The following is a 21,447-nucleotide window of genomic DNA, read 5'->3' on the forward strand; positions in this document are numbered from 1 at the left end:
CCATCACTGAGGGTGACAGACCCCACTGACAACGCGACTCACCCAAGTGTGCAGTACACCCCCGGGTTCGATGAACGCACCCTCCGCCACACCGAACACTCATACGATATGGCTCATGCGGATACCCTCGTGGACTGAGGACGAGCTTCTGCTCGCCGGTGCGCTCGTCGTGAAGAACGGCTGGCGCGAGCTGCGCACCAACGACCCGGAGGTGCAGGAGCTGTCGGAGCTCCTCCGCTCGCTGCCGATCCATGAGGCGGACGTACTCTCCCTGCCCAGTTTCCGGTCCCCCGACAGCGTCAGCCGCAAGACCTCGGACTTTGCGAGCAACCACACGCACTACACCGGCAAGGCCACCCGGTGCGGCAAGCCCACGCTGCTCATGATCGACGCCTTCACTGAACGTGAGGCCGAGATGCTCCAGGCCGCCCGAGCCGTCGAAGACGGCATCAGTTCGGGTGAGCTCCATCTCATCCCCCCACAGCCCGACGAAGTCGACGAGATGGGGGCGAGTGCCATCGAGGGACGCCTTCTCGTCCGCTGGGCCCTCGCACGCGAGCGGAACCCGAAACTCCGCGCTCGGAAGATCGACCAGGTGCGGCGGCGCGGAGGACCTCTCCGGTGTGAGGTCTGCAACTTCGACTTCGCCCACACCTACGGAGAGCTGGGCGAGGGATACATCGAGGTGCACCACGTCACTCCCCTCCACATCTCTGGAACACGGGAGACCAAGCTCGACGACCTCGCATGCGTCTGTGCCAATTGCCACCGCATGTGTCACAGGTGCCGTCCCGGAGAATCCTGGCGCACCCCGGCCGCTCTGCGGGAGTGGATGCGCAAGTCCGCATCGGATGGCACCCACTAGGCCGCGTCCTCTTCGGCTTCGTAGTGCATCTGCGCACGGTCGAGGATGTCATCCGGGTCGAGGCCTCGGGCAGCGGTCCAGTGGAGCAGGTCTGCGATCAGCTCGACGGCTGGCTCGGCAAAGCCCGCGTCCCGCCCTCTCCTCTGCGGCGCGCCGCCCCTACCGTTGCCTTGATAGTTCTCAAGCGCAGCCGCGGCCCGCTCGATGCGCCGGCAGGCAGATCCCGTCTCCACCGCGATCTCACACCAGACCGCTTTCCCTGCCGCGGTCAGCGCTGTGCCCCAGTCAACAGCCAGTGACGCCAACAGGTGCAGGCCTCTGCCACACACGTCATCGCTGCCAGGCGTCCTCGCTGAAGGCGGTGTCCGGCTCTTGTCATGGACTTCGAGTCGGAGCCGCTCTCCTTTCCACTCAAGGATCAGGACTGCCGACACGCCTTCGCCGACGTGCTTGACGACATTGGTGGCCAGCTCCGTGACGAGCAGCTCGGCCTCGTCGACTGCGACCGGCATCCCCCATCGGCTCAGCTGCTTCGCGGCCGCTCTCCGAAGAAGACCCACTTCCGCCGGCACCGCTTCGAAAGGCAGAACGCAGCGGAGTCGGGGCTCGGTGACCTCATAACCGGACACGACTATTCCTCCCGCCCAGGCCACGCACGTGCTGCGCCTGCCGTATCCGTACGACTGCACTGCGTAGCGATCTGAGAGCGAGCATGGCACGGAGAAGTCTCGTTATGTAACTTCTCACGAGAATCCATCGAGTGAATCTGACGCCGCCTGGCACCTCGGCTGCCTAGCCTGGGGATCTCCGGGCCGCCGCCCGGCGGCCCATGGCTAAGGAGCCGCATGTCCGAACGGACCACAACCCGCCGTCGCCAACTGGGCGCGATGATGCGCAAGTTGCGCGCCCGCAGAGGGCTGACCCTGGAGGAGGCCGGGCAGCTCGTTGGCGTGTCGAAGGCGACGGTCAGCCGGTACGAAACCCAGGCCGGACCGGTCAAGTGGCTCGTCGTCGATGCGTTGTGCCGTGAGTACGGGGCAACCGATGCCGAGCGCAACGCTGTTGTCGGCATCGCCAAGAACGCTAAACAGCAAGGCTGGTGGAGTTCCTTCGCGGACTCCATCCCAGAAAGCATGAACTTGCTGCTCACGCTTGAGGACGAAGCTGTGCGCGAGAGTCACTTCGGCTGTGTCTACGTCCCTGGCCTTCTGCAGACGCGCGCGTACAGCACGGCGCTTCAGAAGGCCAACGAAGTACCCCTGGAGCAGCCGGAGATCGAGCGCCTAGTCGACATTCGTATGAAGCGGCAGGAGATTCTGATCCGTCCGAAGCCGCTGAGGCTGTGGGCGATCCTCGACGAGTCCGTGATCCGGCGCGTCGTCGGTTCACCTCAGATCATGCGGGAGCAGCTCGACCGGCTTCTCGAAGCGAACGAGTCTCCTCACATCACGCTTCAGGTACTGCCCTTCGCCAAGGGGGCCCACGCCGCGGCGCTGGGCAGCTTCGTCATCATCGGTGGCCCCGAGCCGGCGCTGGATGTGGTCTACGTCGACTTCCACACTGGTTCCCTCTTCCTGGAAAAGGACGAGGAACTGGAGCGATACAGACTTGCGTTCGAGTACCTCCAGGCGCAAGCGTTGGATATGGAAGCTTCCTCTGCCATGATCCACCGCGCCCGCAAGGAGCTGTGAATGTCCGCCGACCCTCAGCCCGTGTCAGAGCCCGTCTGGTTCAAGTCGTCGTACAGCGGCGGGAACGCGACCGAGTGTGTGGAGGCCGCGTTCGTTCCGACAGCTGTGCTTGTGAGGGATACGAAGACTCGGGGCAGTGGCTGCATATCGGTGTCGGATGACGCCTGGTCCCAGTTCGTCGACGCCTTGGGACAGTGATCCGCGGTGCTGAACCGGCTGTGACTCTGGGCAGGGCTCCTTCCAGCAACGAAGGAGAAGATACGAGTGCATGGGCTCGGCGATCATCTGACCATCGGTGAGCGCATCGCCTTCCACCGGCGACGCCGCGGCTACACCCAGCAGGTGCTGGCCGGACTGGTGGGCCGTAGCACCGACTGGCTGGCCAAGGCGGAGTCGGGTCGGCGCAAGCCTCCCCGGATCGACATGCTCGCCGAGTTGGCCCGTGTGCTCCGGGTACCGCTCGGTGACTTGCTTGGGAAGCCCGTGTTGGTGGAGGACGAACGGGAGCAGGATGACGTGCCCGCTGTCCGGGACGCGTTGATGAGCCCGCGGCGGCTGTCCCGGCTGCTGTTCGGGCCGGAGGCCGAGAGTCAGCTCCCGACACCGGGGCCGGTGGCACCTCGCGTCGAGGAGGCGTGGGACGACTACCAGGCCGGTCGGCTCGGCAAGGTCATCGCCGCCCTGCCCGGACTTCTTCAGACCGCCCACGGGCTTGAGGACCGGGCTGTTCGTTCCGCCACCGAGCGCACAGCTTCCTGGGCGGTCTCTGCGCGTGTCCATCACCTCGCGGCGACGACGCTCGCCAAGGCGGGAGAGTCCGACCTCTCGTGGCTCGCGGCCGAGAGGGCCATGAGGGCTGCGGACGAATCGGAGGATCCGCTCGTCCTGGCCTCCGCGGCACGGTCGGGCACTCATGCGCTGCTGGCCAACGGCCGGTACGACGACGCCCTTGAACTGGCGATGGCAGCATCGGGTTGGCTCTCCAGCCGAGTCGAGGAGAGCGATCCGGCCGCGCTGAGCCTGCTGGGCATGATCCACCTTCGGGCGGCCATCGCGGCGGCCCGGCACCAGGACCGTTCGACGGCCATGAGCCTGCTGAGGCGTGCCGGAGAGCTGGCCGACCGGCTCGGCTCCGACTCGAACCACTGGCACACCAGCTTCGGCCCTACGAACGTACTGCTGCACCGGCTGTCAGCGGAACTGGATCTCGACAACGTCTCCTACGTGGTGGAGCACGGTGACATAGACGTGGACCATGTGGCGGCGGAACGGAGCGTCTCGCACCGGATCGACTACGCCAGGGCGCTCTCACTGACCGGCCGCGTGGACGACGCCTTCATGCACCTGCGCACGGCCGAGTCCACATCGCCGCAGCTCGTGCGGAACAATCCTCGTGTCCGTGACACACTGCGCGACCTGATCAAGCAGGCTCCGGTCACGGGCGGCGCTCCCTCGTCGGAGCTGTTCGTGATGGCTCAACGATGCAGGGCGGTGCAGTGAACGTGGGCGAGAGCCGGGTCCTTGGAGTCGTGGGCACCGGCGCCGGCGGGGTGGAGACCTTGCGCAGCGGGCTCGTGGAGCCGGCTCTGGCACGGGGCTGGCGTGCGGCGGTGACCCTCACGCCGACGGCGGGCCGCTGGCTGCGTATGAGCGGCGAGGTCGACCTCCTGGAGCAGCTGACCGGTCTGCCCGTGCGGGACGAAGCCCGGCTGCCCGGCGACACGAGCCCACACCCGAGCGTGGACTGCTACGTCGTCGCCCCCGCGAGCGCCAACACGGTGGCCAAGCTCGCGACCGGCATCGCCGACAACCAGGCACTGACGCAGGTGGGGGAAGCGATCGGCACTCTCGGACTCCCCGTCGTGGTGTTTCCCAGGGTCAACGCGGCACATGTCCGCCACCCGGCCTGGAAACGGCACATCGCAACGCTGCGAGAAGCCGACGTGCACCTGGTCCACGGCCCGGATGTCTGGCCTCTTTACGAGCCGCGGGATGCGCCTGTGGGGCGTGAACTTCCTTGGACCGCCGTGCTCGACACTGTCGCACACCTTATCGGCTGACATGATGCACGACTTCTGAGCTGGGATGACGACGGACCCGGACATTTTGTCAGGGCTGGGGGTCCGTCAGGTAGCGAAGCTTTCCCTTGCCGGACCAACCCGTACACACAGGTCAGCCGTAAGCACGCGGCAACCGTCCATACGGGTGCTCGTAGATCCCGTAGTCGTCACAAGTCGCTCGGCCGAGCGCGGTCTCCGGCATGGCATCAGAGCACATCACCACCCAACGGCTGCGTCGCCCGACCCAGCCGAGTACCTCGTATGTCTTCGGCCTCGGCTTCGGCTTCGAGATGCCTGAACAGGAAGGAGCACAAGGTGGCAGAGAGCACGACGCCGCCGCAGGCCCGGAGCGGCCTTCTGGTGGCTGTGGAAGAGCTGGCAGCCGTCCACGACCGCTACGACAGCCTCCGGTCCGACAACGCCGGAAGTTCCGGCGACGCACCGTGGCCAGGCGGTGACGGCAACCTCCACGGCAGCGAGTAGCGCCGAACGGCAGGGGGCCCGCGCGGTCCGCCACGCCGGCCCCCTGCCGCACCGCGCCACGCAGTCGAACTCACAACGAGACTGAGGAGGAAGTGATGAAGCATCGGTTGATCGATGCCATTGAGACGGCGCTCGGTTGGAGCGGCGTGGATGATCTCGGCAAGAGCTTCGTGCGCGGAAGCACTGATGCCCCGGACCTGATGTCCCGCATCCTGACCCCGAACCGCCTGCTCGACATCGCCATGCGCAGGAGCCTGAACCGCCCGCAGTTCCGGGTCTTCCGTGAGGGCGAGGAGGTGCACCCGGCCGTCTATTTCACCGACAGCGTGAGTCCCAGGGGCCAGAGCATCCCGATGGTCAACATGCACAGCCTTGGCACGCTTCTCCGGGACGGCGCGACCGTGATCCTCGACCAGGCCAACGTCTTCGATCCGACGATGGAGGTCGCCTGCCGGGGTCTGCAGTGGTGGTCGCGTGAACGGGTGCAGGTCAACGCCTACCTGACCACGAACGAGGCATCCGGCTTCCCGCTTCACTGGGACGACCACGACGTGGTGATCGTCCAACTCGCCGGAGAGAAGGAGTGGGAGGTGCGCGGGACTTCCCGATCAGTGCCCATGTACCGCGACACCGACCCCAACAGCACGCCGAGCGAAGAGATCATCTGGTCCGGGGTCATGAAGACCGGCGACGTGATGCACATTCCGCGAGGTCACTGGCACCAGGCGACGCGCAACGGTCACGGGTCCGGCAAGAGCCTTCACGTCACGTTCGGCATCACCAAGCGCACGGGGGCGAGTTGGCTCGCCTGGTTGGGCGACTGGTGTCGCGAGAGCGAGGTGTTCCGACACGACCTCGAACCCCGGCACGGGGCTGACGACCGGGCCCTGACCGATGCTGCCGCCCAGCTGATCGTCGAGCGGCCTCCAGCCGAGTTCCTGGCCTCGTACGAGCAGGCGATGCCGCTTCCGAGGCAGGTGCCCTTCCTGGACGTCTTCGGAAGGCTCGACGCCGTGGTGTGCACCACGCACTTCCCTCCCCGGATCCAGGACAACGGCGAGACGGTCGATGTGTCGGCCTCCGGCAAGAAGCTCACGTTCAAGGCCAAGGCCCTGCCCTCGCTGCGGCTGCTCCTGAGCGGCCGTCCGGTCCATCTGGACCAGGCGGTACCAGCCGTCGGAGCCGAGGTGGTGGACGTCGCGGAAGTGCTGGTGAAGGAGGAGATGTGCGCGCCGCTGACCCCCGAGTTGTCCTCGGGTTACACCGGTCTCGTCACGACCGCCGACTCCTGACCGGCGCCCTGGACCTGGGCGTCACCGAGCTCGACACGAGCTCCAACTATCTCGGCTTCCTGTCGCATGAAACCTTGGCGAGGACAGCCGCGGATCTGCTGCCGAGGTTCACGGTCTCCACGAAGGTCGGCTACTTCCGGACGCCGCATGGGGCGGAACACTCACTCGACGCCCCTCGTCTGCGTACGGCCGTGGAGCAGGCCGCCCGGGACCTCGGGAGGGAGCCGGACCTGGTGTTCCTGCACAATCCTGAGCACTCGCTCCGACATCCTGACGGTCGTGGGAGGGACGCCTTGGCCCACGCGTGCGCCGCCCTGGAGGAGGCCACCGCGAGGGGGCTGTGCGGTGCCTGGGGTGTCGCCTCCTGGGATCCGTCACCGCTGTCGGGGCTGGTCGCGCCGGGCACACCGAGACCCTCCGTACTCATGGTCCGGGCCGGTCTGTTGGTCGGCGTCCGTACGCTCGTAGCCTCAGACGCTCTCGCCGCGGCCTGGGGCCTGCACGACAGCATGCTGTGGGGCATGAGTCCGTTCGGAGGCAGCACGAACGCGCCCGTATGGGACCGGGTCGACCCGCGGATCTTCCTGCGGGACGGTGACGGAGCCTCGCGTGTACAGGCGGTCTTTCGGGCTTCCTACCATGTCCCGCGGGTACGCGCGGTTGCCGTGGGAACCGATGAGCCGGCCCATCTGGGCGAACTCGTCAATGCTCTGGCCTGTGAGGTCGACGAGTGCGCGATCCGCGAATACCGGAAGCTTCTCTCAAGTCGGCAGCGTGTTCAGCCCGCCTGAAGCTCCGAGACGACCTGCTCCGCCATACGGCGGGCTGAGTCCAGACGTGGGTCTTCAGGATGCGCACCCGGGCCGAGGATCTTCGAGCAGGTGAAGAGGGTCATCAGCTTGCCGTCCCGGCTCTCGAAGTCGTGGCGCCGTGCGTGCAGTACGCGGTCGGCCAGGGCCGGGACGGCGAGGGAGCTTCCCCACAGGGTCGCGGAGTCCAGTCCTCGCGGGGCGTTCCCCCAGTCCTCCCAGTCGAAGAGGCAGAACGTCGGGGCGGTCATGTTGGCCCAGTTCAGATCGGCGTGCGCCGGTACCCACCGGTCGACGGTGGTGTCGAAGTCTCCGGTGAACGCGGTGCGGATGGTCTCCGTGACCAGGGTCTGAGTGATCGTGACGGTGTCCGGTGTTGCGACGCGGCCGGTGTGCTGCGCCGCGAGGGCGTCCAGCGAGTTGTTGAGCGCCCGCCACCAGGTGTGGGACAGCTTGGGGTCGTCACTCAACACGGCGGAGCCGATGGGGCTCCCGGGCAGGATTCCGGTCTCGTCCGCCCGCCACATCACAGGTTCATCCGGATCCTGCCAGACGACACAACCCCGCCATTCGGGTTGGGCGACTCCCTCCAGCCGTGCGGCGCACTCGGTTCCGTTCCAGCCCTGATCACCGATCTTGTCGATCACGCGGCGCTCCACCCGGATCCATGTGTCGCGGTCCGTCCGGGCTCCCACTGAGCGACGCTTGCGCACAACGGTGTTCAGGTCCAAGCGCGTCTGGAAGGAACGTCCGACGCGATCAAGGGTTTCGTCGACCGGTTGAACGCGGAGATCAACGGAGTGAACAGAGGCCACCGGGAGCGTCATGCCAGGACCGTAGCAGCAGGGCGAACTGTTGGCAGGAAACAGTAGATGAGCCCTCGTTCAACGGTAGGTACGGGTTTCTGCCATGCGCGATGGCGGTCCTGGCCCCCGCAGAGCCGCGTCTCGATCGGGTGCGGTTCCCCTGAAGGGAAGGGCTGAGTATGAGCGCCTTCCAGCCGCGAAATAACCGATTGATGCAAGGAGTCACGTAGGGCAAAATTCCCCGCTCAGCTGCCTTGATCATCCAAGTTTCGGCTTACCCGGTTCTCCGAGTGCTCTCGATATCAGATCGGTGTCGCAGTACTCGGTGAGTGCTTGCAGCATTCCGTCTTTGATGTGGCAAACCCAGCAGTACGTGTTGTGGTAGGGCTTCCCGTCGATGGTTGTGGCGCGGCCACGGCACTCCACCACCACGTATTCACCGGCGGCTATGAAACGTTGCGCCGTGTTGGTGTAAGTGTCTGCAAACTGGGCGAGCAGCGGACGGAAGAGTTCATTGAGGACAGCCTGTTTGCCCTCGTAGGTCCCGGACCACTTGGTCGTGCCGATGATCGTCCAGCGGAAGTCGTCGGCGAGGCTCTCGGCGAGGGGCCTACCGTCCCCTTCGGCCAGCCCTGCGCAGATGTGCTGCATCAGTCGCGTGTTCTCTGTCTCGCCCATGACTGCTCCGTCACCTCGCGCCTCAAGATCTGGCCTGCAATTCAACAGGCTGCGGTGCTGTTTCGGACCGTGATGGGCAGGCTCCTGGTCCGCGGGGCAGAGCACAGGGGCCCAGCCGCGAAGCCTCAAGGTGTCGGCGCCCTTGCGAGGCATGGCGCGTGCCAGGAACAGGTCCTCTTCGCCAGTGGCCGGGGAACGCCTGGCTGTTGCGGATCCGGCCCGCGACGCCACGAGCGTGGGAGCGGGCCGGGTGGTGCGGCCGGGGGGATCCGCGGACCGGGTACCGGGTACCGGGTCCGCGGCGACTCTGACGCCGACGCCGACGCCGACCTACGGGACGCCCGGCTGGCCCATCAGCTCAGGCTCGGCGGTCATCCGCTGGAGCAGATCGCGCCGTTGATCGCGCAGGTGCGGGCGGCCGACGGGCTGGAGCCGCCGGAGTCCGCCCTGCGCGGCTGGCACAGGCGGCCGGCACGGGCGGCTGGCCGCCTGCGGGCGGGCGCTGGTGGCCGGGGCCGCCGAGCTGGACGCCTACCTCCCGCGTGCTGGACGCCTACCTCCGCGCCCTGGACGCCTACCTCCGCGCGGGCGGCTCCGGGAGCTGATCAGCCTGACAGCCGCCCTCCCACCGCGCCCCCGCCAAAGACGCCGCCCGGGAGCGGATCAGCCTGACAGTGACCTTCCGACCGCCTCGACCAGGGACGCCGCCCGGGTGTCGGTCGGGTTCTCGGCGATGTGGTTCATGACGTAGCCGAAGGCGAGGTCGTGGTCCGGGTCGGCGAAGCCCAGGGAGCCGCCCCGGCCCGGGTGGCCGAACGCCCGCGGGCCGGTGAGGGGGACGCGGTCGGTGGGGAGCATGTAGCCGGAGGCGAAGCGCATCGGGAGCATGAGGACGCGGTCCTGGCCCGCGGCCTGTTCCTTCGTCGCCGCGGCGACCGTCTCGGGGGTGAGCAGGCGTACGCCGTCGACCTCGCCGATGAGGGCGGCGTACATGCGGGCCAGGCCGCGGGCGGTGCAGATGCCGTTGGAGGCGGGGATTTCCGCCGCCTGGACCTCGGGGGAGTTGAAGTCGATCTCCGGTGGGTCCGTGATCGCGAACGCCCTGTTGGCCAGGGAGTCCGGGTCGAGCATCGCGGCCACCGCGTCGCGGTACTCCTCCGGGATCGCCTCCAGGGGGATGGTGGAGAAGTCGGCTGTCGGCTGCTGATGGACCATGCGGGTCACCCGGGCGCGTTCCGTCTCCGGCAGGCCGACGAAGAAGTCCCGGTCCAGGCCCAGGGGGGCGGCGATCTCGTCGGCGAAGAAGCGGCCCGGGGTGCGGCCGGACACCCTGCGGATCACCTCGCCGACCAGCCAGCCGTAGGTGCGGCCGTGGTAGCCGTGGGCGGTGCCGGGGGTCCAGACGGGGCGCTGGGCGGCCAGGGCGGTGACCATCGGGTGCCAGGCGAGCGCGTCGGCCAGGGGCACCGGCCGGTCCAGCGCCGCCAGACCGGCCTGGTGGGACAGGAGCCACCGCACCGGGATGTCGGCCTTGCCGTGCGCGGCGAACTCCGGCCAGTACGCGGCCACCGGCGCGTCCAGGTCCAGCTCGCCGCGCTGGGCCAGCAGATGCGCGGCGGTCGCGGTCGCGCCCTTGGTCGCCGAGTAGACCAGCTGGAGCGTGTCCCGGGTCCAGGGGCGGTCGGTGACGGGGTCGGCGGTCCCGGCCCAGAGGTCCACCACCGGGCGGCCCCGGTGGTGGACGCACACCGCCGCGCCGATGTCGTCGTGCCGTTCGAAGTTCGCGGCGAACGCCTCGCGCACCGGTTCGAAACCGGGCGCGACCTCGCCCTGAATACCCTCGATCGTCGTCGTCATGCCGCCCATCCTGGCAGCGCGGGTCATGCGCGGTGGCTGGTTTTTCGGGGGGGGGGAGGGAGAAGGGAGGAGCGGCGGGCCTCGGGGGCGCTGTGAGCCACGCCACGGGAACCGGTCCTGCGGCCCGGAGAGGTACGAACGTGAGGCGTTCGCCGAGCTGTACGAGCTGTACGCCACGGCCGTCCATCACCATGCCCTGCGGCTGACCGGCGACTGGTCGGCGCCACCGATCCGGCCGCGCTGCTGAAGCCGGTCGAGGTCCGGGCGTACGCGTCGAGTGCGGGTGGTTAGCCTCGTAGCGAGAAAGCGAGAGACGCAGGACCGGAGGAGGCAGGTATGGCGAGGGTTCCCAGCTCGGTGATCGCGGCCGGCGGGCTCGTAGGTGGGTACGGGGTGGCCCGGTGGACGAAGAAGCGGCAGCTCGGCGGGGTGGTGCTGGCCGCCGCGGGCGCGGCCGCCGCGCAGCAGTGGCGGGAGCGGGCGGGCGGGAAGGCCGCGGGGGCGCTGGGCGCCGCGTATGTCGCCGCCTTCGCCGGGTCGCATCCGCTGGCGAAGAAGGTGGGCGCCTGGCCGGCCGTCCTCGGTGTGGCGGGTGCGGTCGCGCTGGCCTCGTGGGCGGTGGCGGACCGGCAGGGCTGAGCGGGGAAACCCTCAGGGGCTCAGATCGCGTCGAGGGTGGTGAAGCGGACCGCCTTGGCGCGGCCGTTCTTCCCTACGGCGACATGGGCGGGGTGATGCCGACGGCCTCGGCGAACTCGCCCACCGCCAGGCCGCGCCGGGCCGGCAGCAGGTCGAGGGAGAAGTCGAGGCCGAGGTCGACGACGGTCGCCGTCAGATGACCTCGGCGATCTCGGTCTGCAGGTCGGTCGCCTTGCGCAGCAGTCCGCGCATCACGACGACGAGCATCGCGAACGCCGCCCCCACGCCGACCGCCAGCGCCGCCGCCCCGAGCGCGCCGATCAGCTGCATGGCGCCGTCGGGGGCCGGGATGTCGGCGAAGGCCAGATGGCCGGTGACCCCGAGCGCGAGCAGGGTGGCGGCGACCGCGGCGCCGATGATGACGTCGACCCAGCGGAAGGCCCGCGCGGTGAAGATCGCGTCGCGTTCGATCATGCCGAGCAGCATCCACATCGCCACGAGCACGACCTGGACGCACACGATCCCGAGGATCGCCACCGTGGCGTAGGGCAGGGCGAAGGGCTCGTACGGCGGGAACCGGTCGACCTCGTCGGCCGCGGTACCGGGGATGACGACGATCTGACCGAAGAGGCCGCCCAGGAAGGCGGCGGCGATGCCGGCGCGCAGCGCGGCGACGAAGAGTCGATGCATGTATTGATTGTCGATCGAGACCTATCGATAATCAATAGCTTTCTATCGGAACTCAAGAGGCCGGATATACGTCCGCCTCCGCCTCTCCCGCACCCACCTGGAACGACCTGCGGTATCCCTGCGGGCTCGTGCCCACCACGCGGCGGAAGCGTTCCCGGAACGCCGTCGGGGAGCCGAAGCCCGCCTGGGCGGCGATCCGTTCGACCGGGTGGGCCGTCGTCTCCAGCAGGTACTGCGCGCGCCGCACCCGCGCCCGGTGCAGCCACTGCAACGGGGTCGTGCCGGTCTGTTCGCGGAAGCGGCGGTTGAGGGTACGGCTGCTCATGCCGGCCCGCTCCGCGATCTGCTCCAGCGTCAGGTCCCGCGCGCAGTGGTCCTCCAGCCAGGACAGCAGCGGCTCCAGGGTCGCCCCGGCGGGCGTCGGCGGCAGGTCGTGGACGATGAACTGCGCCTGGCCGCCCTCCCGTTCGAGCGGCATGACGGACATCCGGGCCGCGTGGGCGGCGACCGCCGAGCCGTAGTCCCTGCGGATCATGTGCAGACACATGTCCAGGGCGGCGGCAGCGCCCGCCGAGGTGAGGAACTGGCCGTTGTCGACATAGAGGACGTTCGGGTCGACGGTGACCCGCGGATAGCGGGCCGCCAGGTCCGCCGCGGCGATCCAGTGGGTCGTCGCGCGCAGGCCGTCCAGCAGACCGGTCGCGGCGAACAGGAACGCGCCCACACAGATCGAGGCGATCCGGGTGCCGTGCGCCGCCGCCTCGCGCAGCGCCTCCGCGACGCCCGGCGGCAGCGCCTGCGGCGGCTGCGCGACGCCCGGCAGCACGATCGTGTCCGCCTCCGCGAGCGCCTCCAGGCCGTACGGCGCGCGCACGGTGAACGCCCCCGCCCGCACCTCCCCGCCCGGCTCGGGCGAACAGACCCGCACCCGGTAGGCCTCGCGGCCGTCGGGCAGCCGGGCCCAGCCGAAGGTGTCGATCGGTGCGGACAGGTCGAAGGGGACGACCCCGTCCAGTGCCAGGACGACCACGGTGTGCATGGCGAGAGGGTAGGCCTACGACGGTCTCTCGCCAAAGGAGGGCCGGCACATCCCGCGATCCGCGTCATCCGATGGCGAGACGATGGCGAGAATCCGTTGGCCCCTGGCAGTCCCGCCACTTCTCCGTGATCACGGGGCCGCCTAGCGTCGGGCCGTGACCAAGTTCCTGCTCGCCGTCCATGTGCTCGCCGCGATCGTCGCCGTCGGTCCCGTCACCGTCGCCGCCAGCATGTTCCCGCCCGCCGCCCGCCGCTTCCTCGCGGCGCCCGACGACGCACGCGCGGGCTCGACCGTACGGCTGCTGCATCGCATCTGCCAGGTGTACGCGGCCGTCGGCATCGCCGTCCCCGTGTTCGGGTTCGCCACGGCGGGCGCGATGGGGGTGATGGGCGACGCCTGGCTGATCGCGTCGACCGTGCTGACCGTGCTGGCGGCCGGGGTGCTGCTCGTGCTCGTCCTGCCCCGGCAGGAGGTTCTGGCCGAGGGCGGGGGCGGGAGGGAGACCACCGTCCGGCTCGCCATGTTCACCGGGATATTCAACCTGCTGTGGGCGACGGTGACGGTGCTGATGATCGTACGACCGGGGTCGACGACCGGGGCGTAGGGCCGGTTTTCGTTATCCCGTGGTGGGCCGTCCGTCTCCTCGGGCATGCACCTGACTCGACCTCTCCAGATCAGCCGCCGCGGGATGCTGAAGGCCGCCGGGGCGGCCGCCGGGGCCACCGCCCTCGGTGTCACTGCCGCGCCCTCGGCGAGCGCCGCGGGCTACGCCCACCCCGGGCTGCTGCACACCCGTGCCGACCTGGAACGGATGGCCGCGAAGGTGAAGGCGGGCGCCGCGCCCTACACCGCCGGATACGCCAGACTGACCGCCAACGGGCGGGCGCAGAGCGGCTGGACGCCCCGCCCGCAGGCGACCGTGTACCGGGGAGCGGGCTCGCCGGAGAACTACGCGCTGCTCTACAAGGACCTCGCCGCCGCCTACCAGAACGGGTTGCGCTACCACGTCGGCGGCGACACCGCGCACGCCGACACCGCCGTCGCCATCCTCAACGCCTGGTCCGGGACGCTCACCTCGCTCGCGGGCTCCGCCGACCGGTTCCTGGCCGCCGGGCTGTACGGCTACCAGGCCGCCAACGCCGCCGAACTCGTCCGGGACCGGCCCGACTTCGAGCTCGAACGCTTCCAGAAGATGCTGCGGACGGTGTTCTCGCCGCTCAGCGAGAGCTTCCTGGTCGGGCACAACGACGCCGTCGTCACCAACTACTGGCCCAACTGGGACCTCACCGCCATGGCCTGTGTGCTCGCGACCGGGATCTTCTGCGACGACGGCGCGAAGGTCGAGCAGGCCGTGGAGTACTTCCAGCGCGGCGCCGGGCTCGGCTCCGTGAAGAACGCCATCCCCGTCGTCCACGAGGACGGCCTCGCCGAGTGGCTGGAGGCCGGCCGCGACCAGGGGCACGCGCTGCTCGGGGTGGGGCTGATGGGGACCGTGTGCGAGATGGCCTGGAACCAGGGCATCGACCTGTACGGGTACGACGACAGCCGGTTCCTCAAGGGCGCGCAGTACGTGGCCAAGTGGAGCCTGGGCGGGAAGGTCGGCTACACCGCCAACACCCGTCGCAAGGGGGCGGTGCACGGGTGGTCCGGGAGCGAGACCGCGTCCGCCGCGGCCGGGGTGGACCCGGCGATGACCCGGCCCATCTGGGCGATGATCGCCAACCACTACACCAAGCGGCGGGGCCTGTCGGCGCCCTATCTCACCCGGATCGCGGCGAAGGCGGCGCCCGAGGGCGGGGGCGGGGACTACGGGCCGAACAGCGGGGGCTACGACCAGCTCGGCTTCGGGACGCTGGCGTTCACGAGGGACAAGGTGAGCGGCGGCGCCTCCGGCGGGGCTTCGAGCAGCCCGGCGGCGTCCGCCTCCCCATCCGCGTCCGCCTCCCCATCCGCGTCCGCCTCCCCCGCCGGTGGGAAGAGCGCGCAGGGAAAGAGCGGTGACCTCGCCGCCACCGGGTCCGGGGACGTAGTCGGCTGGACCGCGGCCACCGGGATCACCGCTCTCGCCGGGGGACTGCTGCTGCTGCGCCGGCGCAACCGGAACACCACGGACAGCTGAGTCGGATCCCCCGGCCGGACGGCCTACGCCCCCAGTGCCCGTGCCACCGTGTAGATCAGCAGGCCCGCCAGGGAGCCCACCACCGTGCCGTTGATACGGATGAACTGGAGGTCGCGGCCGATGTTGGCCTCGATCTTGCGGGTGGTGTGCTCCGCGTCCCAGCCCGCCACCGTGTCGGTGATCAGGGAGGTGATCTCCTTGCGGTACGTCGTCACGACGTGCACCGCCGCCCCCTCCACCCAGCGGTCGACCTTCTCCTGCACCTTCGGCTCGGTGGCCATCCGCGCGCCCAGGGTGAGCAGCGAGGCCCGCACCCGCAGCCGCAGCTCGCTGCGCTCGTCCTCGGCCGCCGCGACGATCATGGAGCGTACGGCGGTCCAGGCGGACGCGATCAGGTCCTGGACCTCGCCGCGGCCCAGCACCTCGCCCTTGAGCCGCTCCACCCGCGCCCGGGTGTCCGTGTCGGACTGGAGGTCGGCGGCGAAGTCGCCGAGGAAGCGGTCCAGGGCGCCGCGGGCCGGGTGGGAGGGCATGTCCCGCATCTCGGCGCAGAAGCGCAGCAGCTCCTTGTAGACGCGCTCGCCGATCCGCTTGTCGACGAAGCGGGGCGTCCAGCCGGGGGCGCCGCCCTCCACCGCGTCCACCACCGAGTCGCCGTGCAGCACCAGCCACTCGTAGGCCCGCGCCACCACCAGGTCCACCGCGCGCCGGTGCCCGCCGTCCGCGACGATCTTCTCCAGCATCTTGCCCATGCCCGGAGCTATCTCCTGGGCGTCGGCCCGCCGGGTGATCGCCTCGCCGACCACCGCCTGGACGTCGGTGTCGCGCAGCACGGTCAGGGCGCCCCTGAGGGCGGTCGCCAGCTCGGCCGTGACCCGGTCCGCGTGCTCCGGCTCGGCCAGCCAGGAACCGAGCCGGGTGCCGATGCCGACGGCGCGCAGCCGCTGCCGTACGACGTCCTCGGAGAGGAAGTTCTCCCCGACGAACTCACCCAGCGAGACGCCCAGCTGGTCCTTCTTGTTCGGGATGATCGCCGTGTGCGGGATGGGCAGGCCCAGCGGATGCCGGAAGAGGGCGGTCACCGCGAACCAGTCGGCCAGCGCGCCCACCATGCCGGCCTCGGCCGCCGCCGCCACGTACCCCGCCCAGGGGCCGGCGCCCTCGTGGGACGCCCACTCCGCGAGGCCGTACACCACGGCGACGAACAGCAGCAGCCCGGCGGCGGTCAGTTTCATCCGCCGTACGCCGCGCCGCTTCTCCTCGTCGGCGGCGCTGAAGACGGTCATCGCGCGCGCCGGGGTCTTCCCGGTCGGTACCGCGTCCCTTGGCTCCATCGACTCCACCCGTTCCCCGTTCCCCGGTCCCCCGTGTCCCGCACGCAAATATTGTCCCTGCTTGACCGACTCCCGGAACGGAACAAGAGTTCCCGACGTCATTCGTACGGGGGATGTCGACGGTGACCTCCTGCGCTGTCCGCCGGAGCCGCACGCTCCCGCACCGAGGAGAACCAGACCCGCATGACCAGGCACAAGGGCTATGCGCTGCTGTGCGCGGTCGTCGCCCTCGTGGTGGCCCTGTCCGCCGCGATCTACGCGGTCGCCGCCGCCGACCACGGCCCCGGCCCGCGCACCGGCAGCGCCCTCGCCGTCCCGGCGTCGCCGCCCGGCGGCGCCGGGTCCGCCGCCCCCGCCTCGACCGGGGTGTGGGTCGGCACCTGGGGCGCCTCCCCCGTCGGCGGCGAGCCGGGCACCGGGACCACCGGCATGGCGGGCCGCACGGTCCGCAACATCGTGCACACCAGCGTCGGCGGCACCGGCGCCCGGGTCACGCTGTCCAACCTCTACGGCACCCGCCCGCTGACCGTCACCCACGCCACCCTCGCCGTCGCGGCCGGCGGACACGGCCCCGCGACGGCCCCCGGCACCCTGCGCCGGCTCACCTTCGGCGGCGCCGCCACGGTCACCGTCCCGCCCGGCGGCGAAACCGTCAGCGACGCGGTCGCCCTCGCCGTCCCGCACGACTCCGACGTCGTCGTCAGCACCTACTCCCCCACCTCCTCCGGACCGGTCACCTACCACCCGCACGCCCGGCAGACCAGCTATGTCGCCGACGGCGAGCACACCGGGGACGAGACCGGCGCCGCCTACACCGGCACCACCGTCCACTGGCGCTACCTCACCGCGCTCGACGTCCTCGACGCGGAGGCCGACGGCACCGTGGTCGCCCTCGGCGACTCCATCACCGACGGGGTGACGGCCACCGCCGACGCCGACCGGCGCTGGCCGGACGTCCTCGCCGACCGGCTGCGCACCGCCGCCCGCTCCGGCGCGGACACCCCCCGCTACGGCGTCGTCAACGAGGGCATCAGCGGCAACCGGGTCCTCGCCGACGACCCCCGCCGCGGCGCGAGCGGACCGCACCGGTTCGCCCGGGACGTCCTCGGCCGGCCGAACGTCAAGGTCGTGATCATCGACCTCGGCGTCAACGACATCCTCCGCGACCCGGGCCGCGCCGACCCCGACGCGATCGTGGCCGGACTGCGCACCCTCGTCGAGCGCGCCCACGCCCACGGCATCAAGGTCGTCGGCAGCACCCTCACCCCGTTCCACGGCCACCGCGGCTACAGCGCGGACCGCGAGGACGTCCGCCGGCTGGTCAACGACGCGATCCGCGAGGGCGGGGTGTACGACACGGTCGTCGACTTCGACAAGGCCCTGCGCGACCCGTACGACCCCCGCAGCCTGCGCCCGGAGTACGACTCGGGGGACCATCTGCACCCCAGCGACCTGGGCTACCGCACGATGGCCCGGACACTGGACCTGGCGGATCTGGGGGACTTGAAGGGCTCGGCCGTCAGGACCTAGGAGACGGTCGTGCCTCCCGGGCTCAGTGCCCCAAGTGCCGGTCGCGACGCCCCTCGCGCAGCTCCGCCCGGGCGGCCCTCCGCTCCAGCTTCGCCTGCTTGCGGGCCGCCCGGCTCAGCTTGCGCTCCACGCCGACACCGCCCCAGAACGCGAACCCGCTCACGATCACCCGGGGCGCCCCCGGCTCGCCCGGCACCCCCGTCTCCCGCTGGTCGAAGCCCCCCATGATCCCGATGCCCCGGACCACGACCTCCACCCCGGGCGGCACCACGATCTGGATCCCGCCCATGAGGGCGACACAGGTGATCTCGACCTCACCGGCCGCGAAGTCCGCCTCGCGCAGATCGATCTCCCCGCCGCCCCAGAAGGCGACCGCGGTGAACCGCCGGGGCACGATCCAGCGCCCCTTGCGCTGGAACCCCGACAGCACCGCGACGGCCCAGCTCGACGAACCCTCGCCGCCCACCGTCCGCCCGGCCCAACTTCCCTCCGGCACCGGCTCCTTGCGCAGCGAGACCGCGGGCGTGGTCCCGGCGCCGGCCGGCAGGTCCCGGGTGATCGGCGTCAACTCGCCGTACGTCCGCGCCCGGTACGTCTGCTCCAGCCGCTCCTCAAACTCCGCCATGTCCAGGCGCCCCTCGGCGAGGGCGTCCCGCAGGACCTCGGCGACCCGTTCGCGGTCGGCGTCCGATGCTCTCAGGTCCGGGACTGCGGCGTCGTCGGTCATGCCTGCAGCCTACGAGCTCTGGGCCCCCGGCACCACGGCCTCCCGTTCCCCATACATCCGTGCGATGACGGCCTCGATGTCGGGCTCCCGCACCGACAGGTCCACCAGCGGATACTCCGCCGCGATCCGCGCCACCAGCGGGGCCGCCGACGCCGACGCCGGGAACGCCAGCCACTGCCGGGGCCCCTCCACCTTCACCACCTGCGCGCCGACCACCTCGATCGGCGGCAGCTCCCGCTCCAGGTCCACCACCAGGGTCCGCTCGCTCTCCCCCGCCTCGTGCAGCCCGGCGAGCCCGCCGTCGTAGACCAGCCGCCCGTGGTCGATGACCATGACCCGCGAGCACAGCTGCTCGATGTCCTGGAGATCATGGGTGGTGAGCAGGACCGTCGTGCCGCGCTCGGTGTTCACCTCCCGCAGGAACTCCCGCACCCGCGCCTTGGAGACGACGTCCAGACCGATCGTCGGCTCGTCCAGGTAGAGCACGTCGGGGTCGTGCAGCAGAGCCGCCGCGATGTCGCCGCGCATCCGCTGGCCGAGCGAGAGCTGACGCACGGGGACGTCCAACAGGGCTTCCAGCTCCAGGAGTTCCACCAGCCGGTCGAGGTTCTCGCGGTAACGGACGTCCGGGATGCGGTACATGCGGTGCATCAGCCGGTAGGAGTCGATCAGGGGGAGGTCCCACCAGAGGGTCGTCCGCTGGCCGAACACCACCCCGATGCGGTGCGCCAGCCGGGTCCGCTCGCGGGACGGGTCGATGCCCGCCACCCGCAGCCGGCCGCCGCTCGGCACCAGGATGCCGGTCAGCATCTTGATCGTGGTCGACTTCCCCGCGCCGTTCGGCCCGATGTAGCCGACCATCTCCCCGCGCGCGACGGTGAACGAGATCGCGTCGACCGCCCGCACCCGCCGCACCTCCCGCTTCAGGAAGCCGGTCTTCTTCCGCACGTCGAAGACCTTCTCCACCCGGTCCAGTTCGATGAAAGCGTCCACCGTCGACCCGCCGTCCACCGCCAGCTCCCTGTCCACCGACACCCTCAACTCCCTGTGCTCCGATACGACCTGAGGCCTGCCCGCCACGCCAGCCCGGCCAGTACCCAGCACGCCACCGCCACCAGCGGCGGGGCGAACGCCGCCCACTGCGGCAGCCCCAGCGGATACGGCCGGTCCAGCACATAGGCGGCGGGCACCCAGTTGACGAAGGCCAGCGGGAACAGGAACGTCACCCCGCGCACCAGCTCCTTGCCGAACACCGTCGGCGGATACTGCAACAGCGTCTGGCCGCCGTACGTGAACGCGCTCTGCACCTCGGCGGCGTCCTGCGCCAGGAACTGGAACGACGCGCCCGCCACGAACACCGCGGAGAAGATCACCCCACCGCACACCACCGTCACCGGCAGCAGCACCGCCTTCGCCGCCGTCCAGTGCACGTCCAGGGCGAGCAGGGCGTACCCGAGGACCACGGCCCCCTGGGTGATCCGGCCCAGCCGGCGCAGCGCGAACCGGTCCGCGGCGACCTGCGCCAGCACCGGCGCCGGCCGCACCAGCAGCGTGTCCAGCGTGCCGTCGCGCACCCGGGTGCCCAGCCGGCCCGCCGACCCCATCACCAGGTCCGCGATCCCGAAGGAGGTCGCCGACAGCCCGTACAGCAGGGCGACCTCGGGCAGCGTGTAGCCGCCGAGGCTGTCCACCCGGGAGAACATCAGCAAGATCGCGACAAAGTCCAGCCCGGTCACCAGGGCCCCGCCGAGCGCCGTCATCACGAACGACGCCCGGTAGGCCATCGTGGAACGGATCCACATCCCGGCGATCATCCGGTAGGTCCGCAGCCCCTCCAGGACGGCCGCGGGCCGGCCCTGTTCGGCGAACCGCAGGTCCTCAGCCACCCTGCACCACCACCCGTCGCGTCGCCGCCGACTGCAGCAGCCGCCCCGCCGCCAGCAGCGCCACCGCCCAGGCCGCCTGGAAGGCGAACACCGGCAGCGGATCCGCCTCGCCCATCAGCACATCGGCGGGCATCTGCAGCTGCGCCGCCCACGGCAGCACCCGTACGGCCTCCCCCAGCACCCCCGGGAACGCGTTCAGCGGCAGCGTCATCCCCGAGCAGAAGATCCCCGTGACCATCAGCACCTGCAACGCGCCCGTGCCGTCCATCAGCCAGAACCCGCTCAGCGCCACCAGGAACCGGATCCCGAAACTGACGATCATCGCCAGCACCAGCGTGACCAGGAAGGCCAGCCAGGTCCCCGGATCACCCGGCAGCGCCGTGGGAAAGCACAACACCCCGAACATGAAAGGGATCACACCGCGCCCCAGCAGCTGGAACACCGCCCGCCCCATGTCGTTCGCCAGCCACCAGGCCTGGAGATCCGCCGGACGGTAGAGGTCGATCGCGATGTCACCCGTACGGATACGTTCCATGAGATCGATCTCGAAACCACCGCCCTGGATCGCCAGCGTCGCGTACAACGCCTGCCCCAGCCACACGAACGTCACCGCCTGGGCCTGGTCATAGCCCCCGAGGTGCGGCCGCTCGTCCCACAACGCCAGGTATGTGTAGACGAGGATCAGGCCGAAAACCGTGTTGGTGAACACCCCCGCGGCCGTGGCCGCCCGATAGGTCGCGTACCTTCTGAAACCCCCCGCTGCGACGGCCGCGTACAACCGCGCCGAACCCACGGCAACCTTCCTCCTCGCCCGCTCGTCCACCTCTACGACACCGAAGCGCAGGAGCCTAGCCCGCAGGCACAGTGACGTGCCACGCGTTTTCCGGCACAACGCGTGCCGATTGCCGGGAACGGAACGCTTGGTGCGAGAGTCTCCAACAG

23 protein-coding genes and 2 pseudogenes are annotated in these 21,447 nt (G+C 70.1%); 13 read left to right on the top strand and 12 right to left on the bottom strand.

Going from position 1 to position 21,447, the window contains the following annotated elements; translation table 11 throughout:
• Positions 1-115: 115 nt before the first annotated feature.
• A complete protein-coding gene (locus tag ACYQ8Q_RS17990) occupies positions 116-865 on the top strand; it encodes an HNH endonuclease (protein ID WP_460066138.1) in 750 nt (249 codons plus the stop codon).
• On the opposite strand, the gene ACYQ8Q_RS17995 is transcribed toward ACYQ8Q_RS17990, so the two are convergent.
• On the bottom strand, positions 862-1,494 hold the full coding sequence (locus tag ACYQ8Q_RS17995; RefSeq protein WP_460066140.1) for an ATP-binding protein: 633 nt from the start codon (positions 1,492-1,494) through the stop codon (positions 862-864). The two genes, ACYQ8Q_RS17990 and ACYQ8Q_RS17995, sit on opposite strands and share 4 nt — an antisense overlap.
• Positions 1,495-1,710: 216 nt before the next feature.
• Here ACYQ8Q_RS17995 and ACYQ8Q_RS18000 point away from each other — a divergent pair, with 216 nt between their 5' ends.
• From ACYQ8Q_RS18000 to ACYQ8Q_RS18030, 7 genes are all read left to right on the top strand, one after another.
• A complete protein-coding gene (locus ACYQ8Q_RS18000) occupies positions 1,711-2,556 on the top strand; it encodes a helix-turn-helix domain-containing protein (protein ID WP_460066141.1) in 846 nt (281 codons plus the stop codon).
• Entirely contained in the window at positions 2,557-2,754 is a 198-nt protein-coding gene (locus tag ACYQ8Q_RS18005; protein ID WP_460066142.1) for a DUF397 domain-containing protein, read from the top strand. It abuts the gene before it with no gap.
• Positions 2,755-2,820: 66 nt separating this feature from the next.
• Positions 2,821-4,056, top strand: a complete 1,236-nt coding sequence (locus ACYQ8Q_RS18010) for a helix-turn-helix domain-containing protein (RefSeq protein ID WP_460066144.1) — start codon at positions 2,821-2,823, stop codon at positions 4,054-4,056.
• A gap of 29 nt (positions 4,057-4,085) precedes the next feature.
• Entirely contained in the window at positions 4,086-4,616 is a 531-nt protein-coding gene (locus ACYQ8Q_RS18015; protein ID WP_460066147.1) for a flavoprotein, read from the top strand.
• 315 nt (positions 4,617-4,931) lie between these two features.
• A complete protein-coding gene (locus ACYQ8Q_RS18020; protein ID WP_460066148.1) occupies positions 4,932-5,099 on the top strand; it encodes a hypothetical protein in 168 nt (55 codons plus the stop codon).
• A 95-nt stretch (positions 5,100-5,194) separates the two neighbouring features.
• Complete coding sequence (locus ACYQ8Q_RS18025) at positions 5,195-6,391, top strand: JmjC domain-containing protein (RefSeq protein WP_460066149.1); 1,197 nt, start codon at positions 5,195-5,197, stop codon at positions 6,389-6,391.
• Positions 6,325-7,182, top strand: a complete 858-nt coding sequence (locus ACYQ8Q_RS18030) for an aldo/keto reductase (protein ID WP_460066151.1) — start codon at positions 6,325-6,327, stop codon at positions 7,180-7,182. Before ACYQ8Q_RS18025 ends, ACYQ8Q_RS18030 begins: the two co-directional genes overlap by 67 nt.
• Here ACYQ8Q_RS18030 and ACYQ8Q_RS18035 read toward each other — a convergent pair.
• A complete protein-coding gene (locus ACYQ8Q_RS18035; protein WP_460066154.1) occupies positions 7,170-8,027 on the bottom strand; it encodes a hypothetical protein in 858 nt (285 codons plus the stop codon). The two genes, ACYQ8Q_RS18030 and ACYQ8Q_RS18035, sit on opposite strands and share 13 nt — an antisense overlap.
• Before the next feature lie 237 nt (positions 8,028-8,264).
• Positions 8,265-8,684, bottom strand: a complete 420-nt coding sequence (locus ACYQ8Q_RS18040) for a nuclear transport factor 2 family protein (protein WP_460066156.1) — start codon at positions 8,682-8,684, stop codon at positions 8,265-8,267.
• Between the two features lie 206 nt (positions 8,685-8,890).
• Here ACYQ8Q_RS18040 and ACYQ8Q_RS18045 point away from each other — a divergent pair.
• Positions 8,891-9,234: pseudogene (locus ACYQ8Q_RS18045) on the top strand (MerR family transcriptional regulator); the annotation flags it as partial.
• A 113-nt stretch (positions 9,235-9,347) separates the two neighbouring features.
• Here ACYQ8Q_RS18045 and ACYQ8Q_RS18050 read toward each other — a convergent pair.
• A complete protein-coding gene (locus ACYQ8Q_RS18050) occupies positions 9,348-10,550 on the bottom strand; it encodes a serine hydrolase domain-containing protein (RefSeq protein WP_460073367.1) in 1,203 nt (400 codons plus the stop codon).
• A 327-nt stretch (positions 10,551-10,877) separates the two neighbouring features.
• Between ACYQ8Q_RS18050 and ACYQ8Q_RS18055 the strand changes: the two genes are divergently transcribed.
• Complete coding sequence (locus tag ACYQ8Q_RS18055) at positions 10,878-11,180, top strand: hypothetical protein (protein ID WP_460066158.1); 303 nt, start codon at positions 10,878-10,880, stop codon at positions 11,178-11,180.
• Between the two features lie 20 nt (positions 11,181-11,200).
• Here the strand turns inward: ACYQ8Q_RS18055 and ACYQ8Q_RS18060 are convergent.
• From ACYQ8Q_RS18060 to ACYQ8Q_RS18070, 3 genes and pseudogenes are all read right to left on the bottom strand, one after another.
• Positions 11,201-11,331 (bottom strand): annotated as a pseudogene (locus ACYQ8Q_RS18060) (helix-turn-helix domain-containing protein).
• A gap of 41 nt (positions 11,332-11,372) precedes the next feature.
• A complete protein-coding gene (locus ACYQ8Q_RS18065; protein WP_460066160.1) occupies positions 11,373-11,870 on the bottom strand; it encodes a DUF2975 domain-containing protein in 498 nt (165 codons plus the stop codon).
• Positions 11,871-11,922: 52 nt separating this feature from the next.
• Positions 11,923-12,909 carry a GlxA family transcriptional regulator gene (locus ACYQ8Q_RS18070; protein ID WP_460066162.1) on the bottom strand — a complete coding sequence of 329 codons (987 nt, stop codon included), beginning with the start codon at positions 12,907-12,909 and terminating at the stop codon, positions 11,923-11,925.
• A 154-nt stretch (positions 12,910-13,063) separates the two neighbouring features.
• On the opposite strand from ACYQ8Q_RS18070, the gene ACYQ8Q_RS18075 reads away from it, so the two are divergent.
• Both ACYQ8Q_RS18075 and ACYQ8Q_RS18080 read left to right on the top strand, forming a co-directional pair.
• Positions 13,064-13,513, top strand: a complete 450-nt coding sequence (locus tag ACYQ8Q_RS18075; RefSeq protein ID WP_460066165.1) for a hypothetical protein — start codon at positions 13,064-13,066, stop codon at positions 13,511-13,513.
• Between the two features lie 45 nt (positions 13,514-13,558).
• On the top strand, positions 13,559-15,028 hold the full coding sequence (locus ACYQ8Q_RS18080; protein ID WP_460066168.1) for an alginate lyase family protein: 1,470 nt from the start codon (positions 13,559-13,561) through the stop codon (positions 15,026-15,028).
• A gap of 23 nt (positions 15,029-15,051) precedes the next feature.
• Here ACYQ8Q_RS18080 and ACYQ8Q_RS18085 read toward each other — a convergent pair whose 3' ends face one another.
• Positions 15,052-16,362 carry a DUF445 domain-containing protein gene (locus tag ACYQ8Q_RS18085; protein WP_460066171.1) on the bottom strand — a complete coding sequence of 437 codons (1,311 nt, stop codon included), beginning with the start codon at positions 16,360-16,362 and terminating at the stop codon, positions 15,052-15,054.
• Between the two features lie 183 nt (positions 16,363-16,545).
• Between ACYQ8Q_RS18085 and ACYQ8Q_RS18090 the strand changes: the two genes are divergently transcribed.
• Positions 16,546-17,892 (top strand): SGNH/GDSL hydrolase family protein, encoded by a 1,347-nt coding sequence (locus tag ACYQ8Q_RS18090; RefSeq protein WP_460066173.1) that lies wholly within the window; start codon positions 16,546-16,548, stop codon positions 17,890-17,892.
• Between the two features lie 22 nt (positions 17,893-17,914).
• On the opposite strand, the gene ACYQ8Q_RS18095 is transcribed toward ACYQ8Q_RS18090, so the two are convergent.
• The 4 genes from ACYQ8Q_RS18095 to ACYQ8Q_RS18110 form a co-directional block, all read right to left on the bottom strand.
• Positions 17,915-18,619: a DUF1707 SHOCT-like domain-containing protein gene (locus ACYQ8Q_RS18095; RefSeq protein ID WP_460066175.1), complete on the bottom strand. Its 705-nt coding sequence runs from the start codon at positions 18,617-18,619 to the stop codon at positions 17,915-17,917.
• Positions 18,620-18,628: 9 nt separating this feature from the next.
• Positions 18,629-19,654, bottom strand: coding sequence for an ABC transporter ATP-binding protein (locus tag ACYQ8Q_RS18100; protein WP_460066177.1), 1,026 nt, complete (start codon positions 19,652-19,654; stop codon positions 18,629-18,631).
• 2 nt (positions 19,655-19,656) lie between these two features.
• On the bottom strand, positions 19,657-20,433 hold the full coding sequence (locus tag ACYQ8Q_RS18105; RefSeq protein ID WP_460073369.1) for an ABC transporter permease: 777 nt from the start codon (positions 20,431-20,433) through the stop codon (positions 19,657-19,659).
• Positions 20,434-20,497: 64 nt separating this feature from the next.
• On the bottom strand, positions 20,498-21,298 hold the full coding sequence (locus tag ACYQ8Q_RS18110; protein ID WP_460073371.1) for an ABC transporter permease: 801 nt from the start codon (positions 21,296-21,298) through the stop codon (positions 20,498-20,500).
• Between the last annotated feature and the right edge of the window lie 149 nt (positions 21,299-21,447).

This window comes from Streptomyces sp. YKOK-I1 (assembly GCF_054660435.1).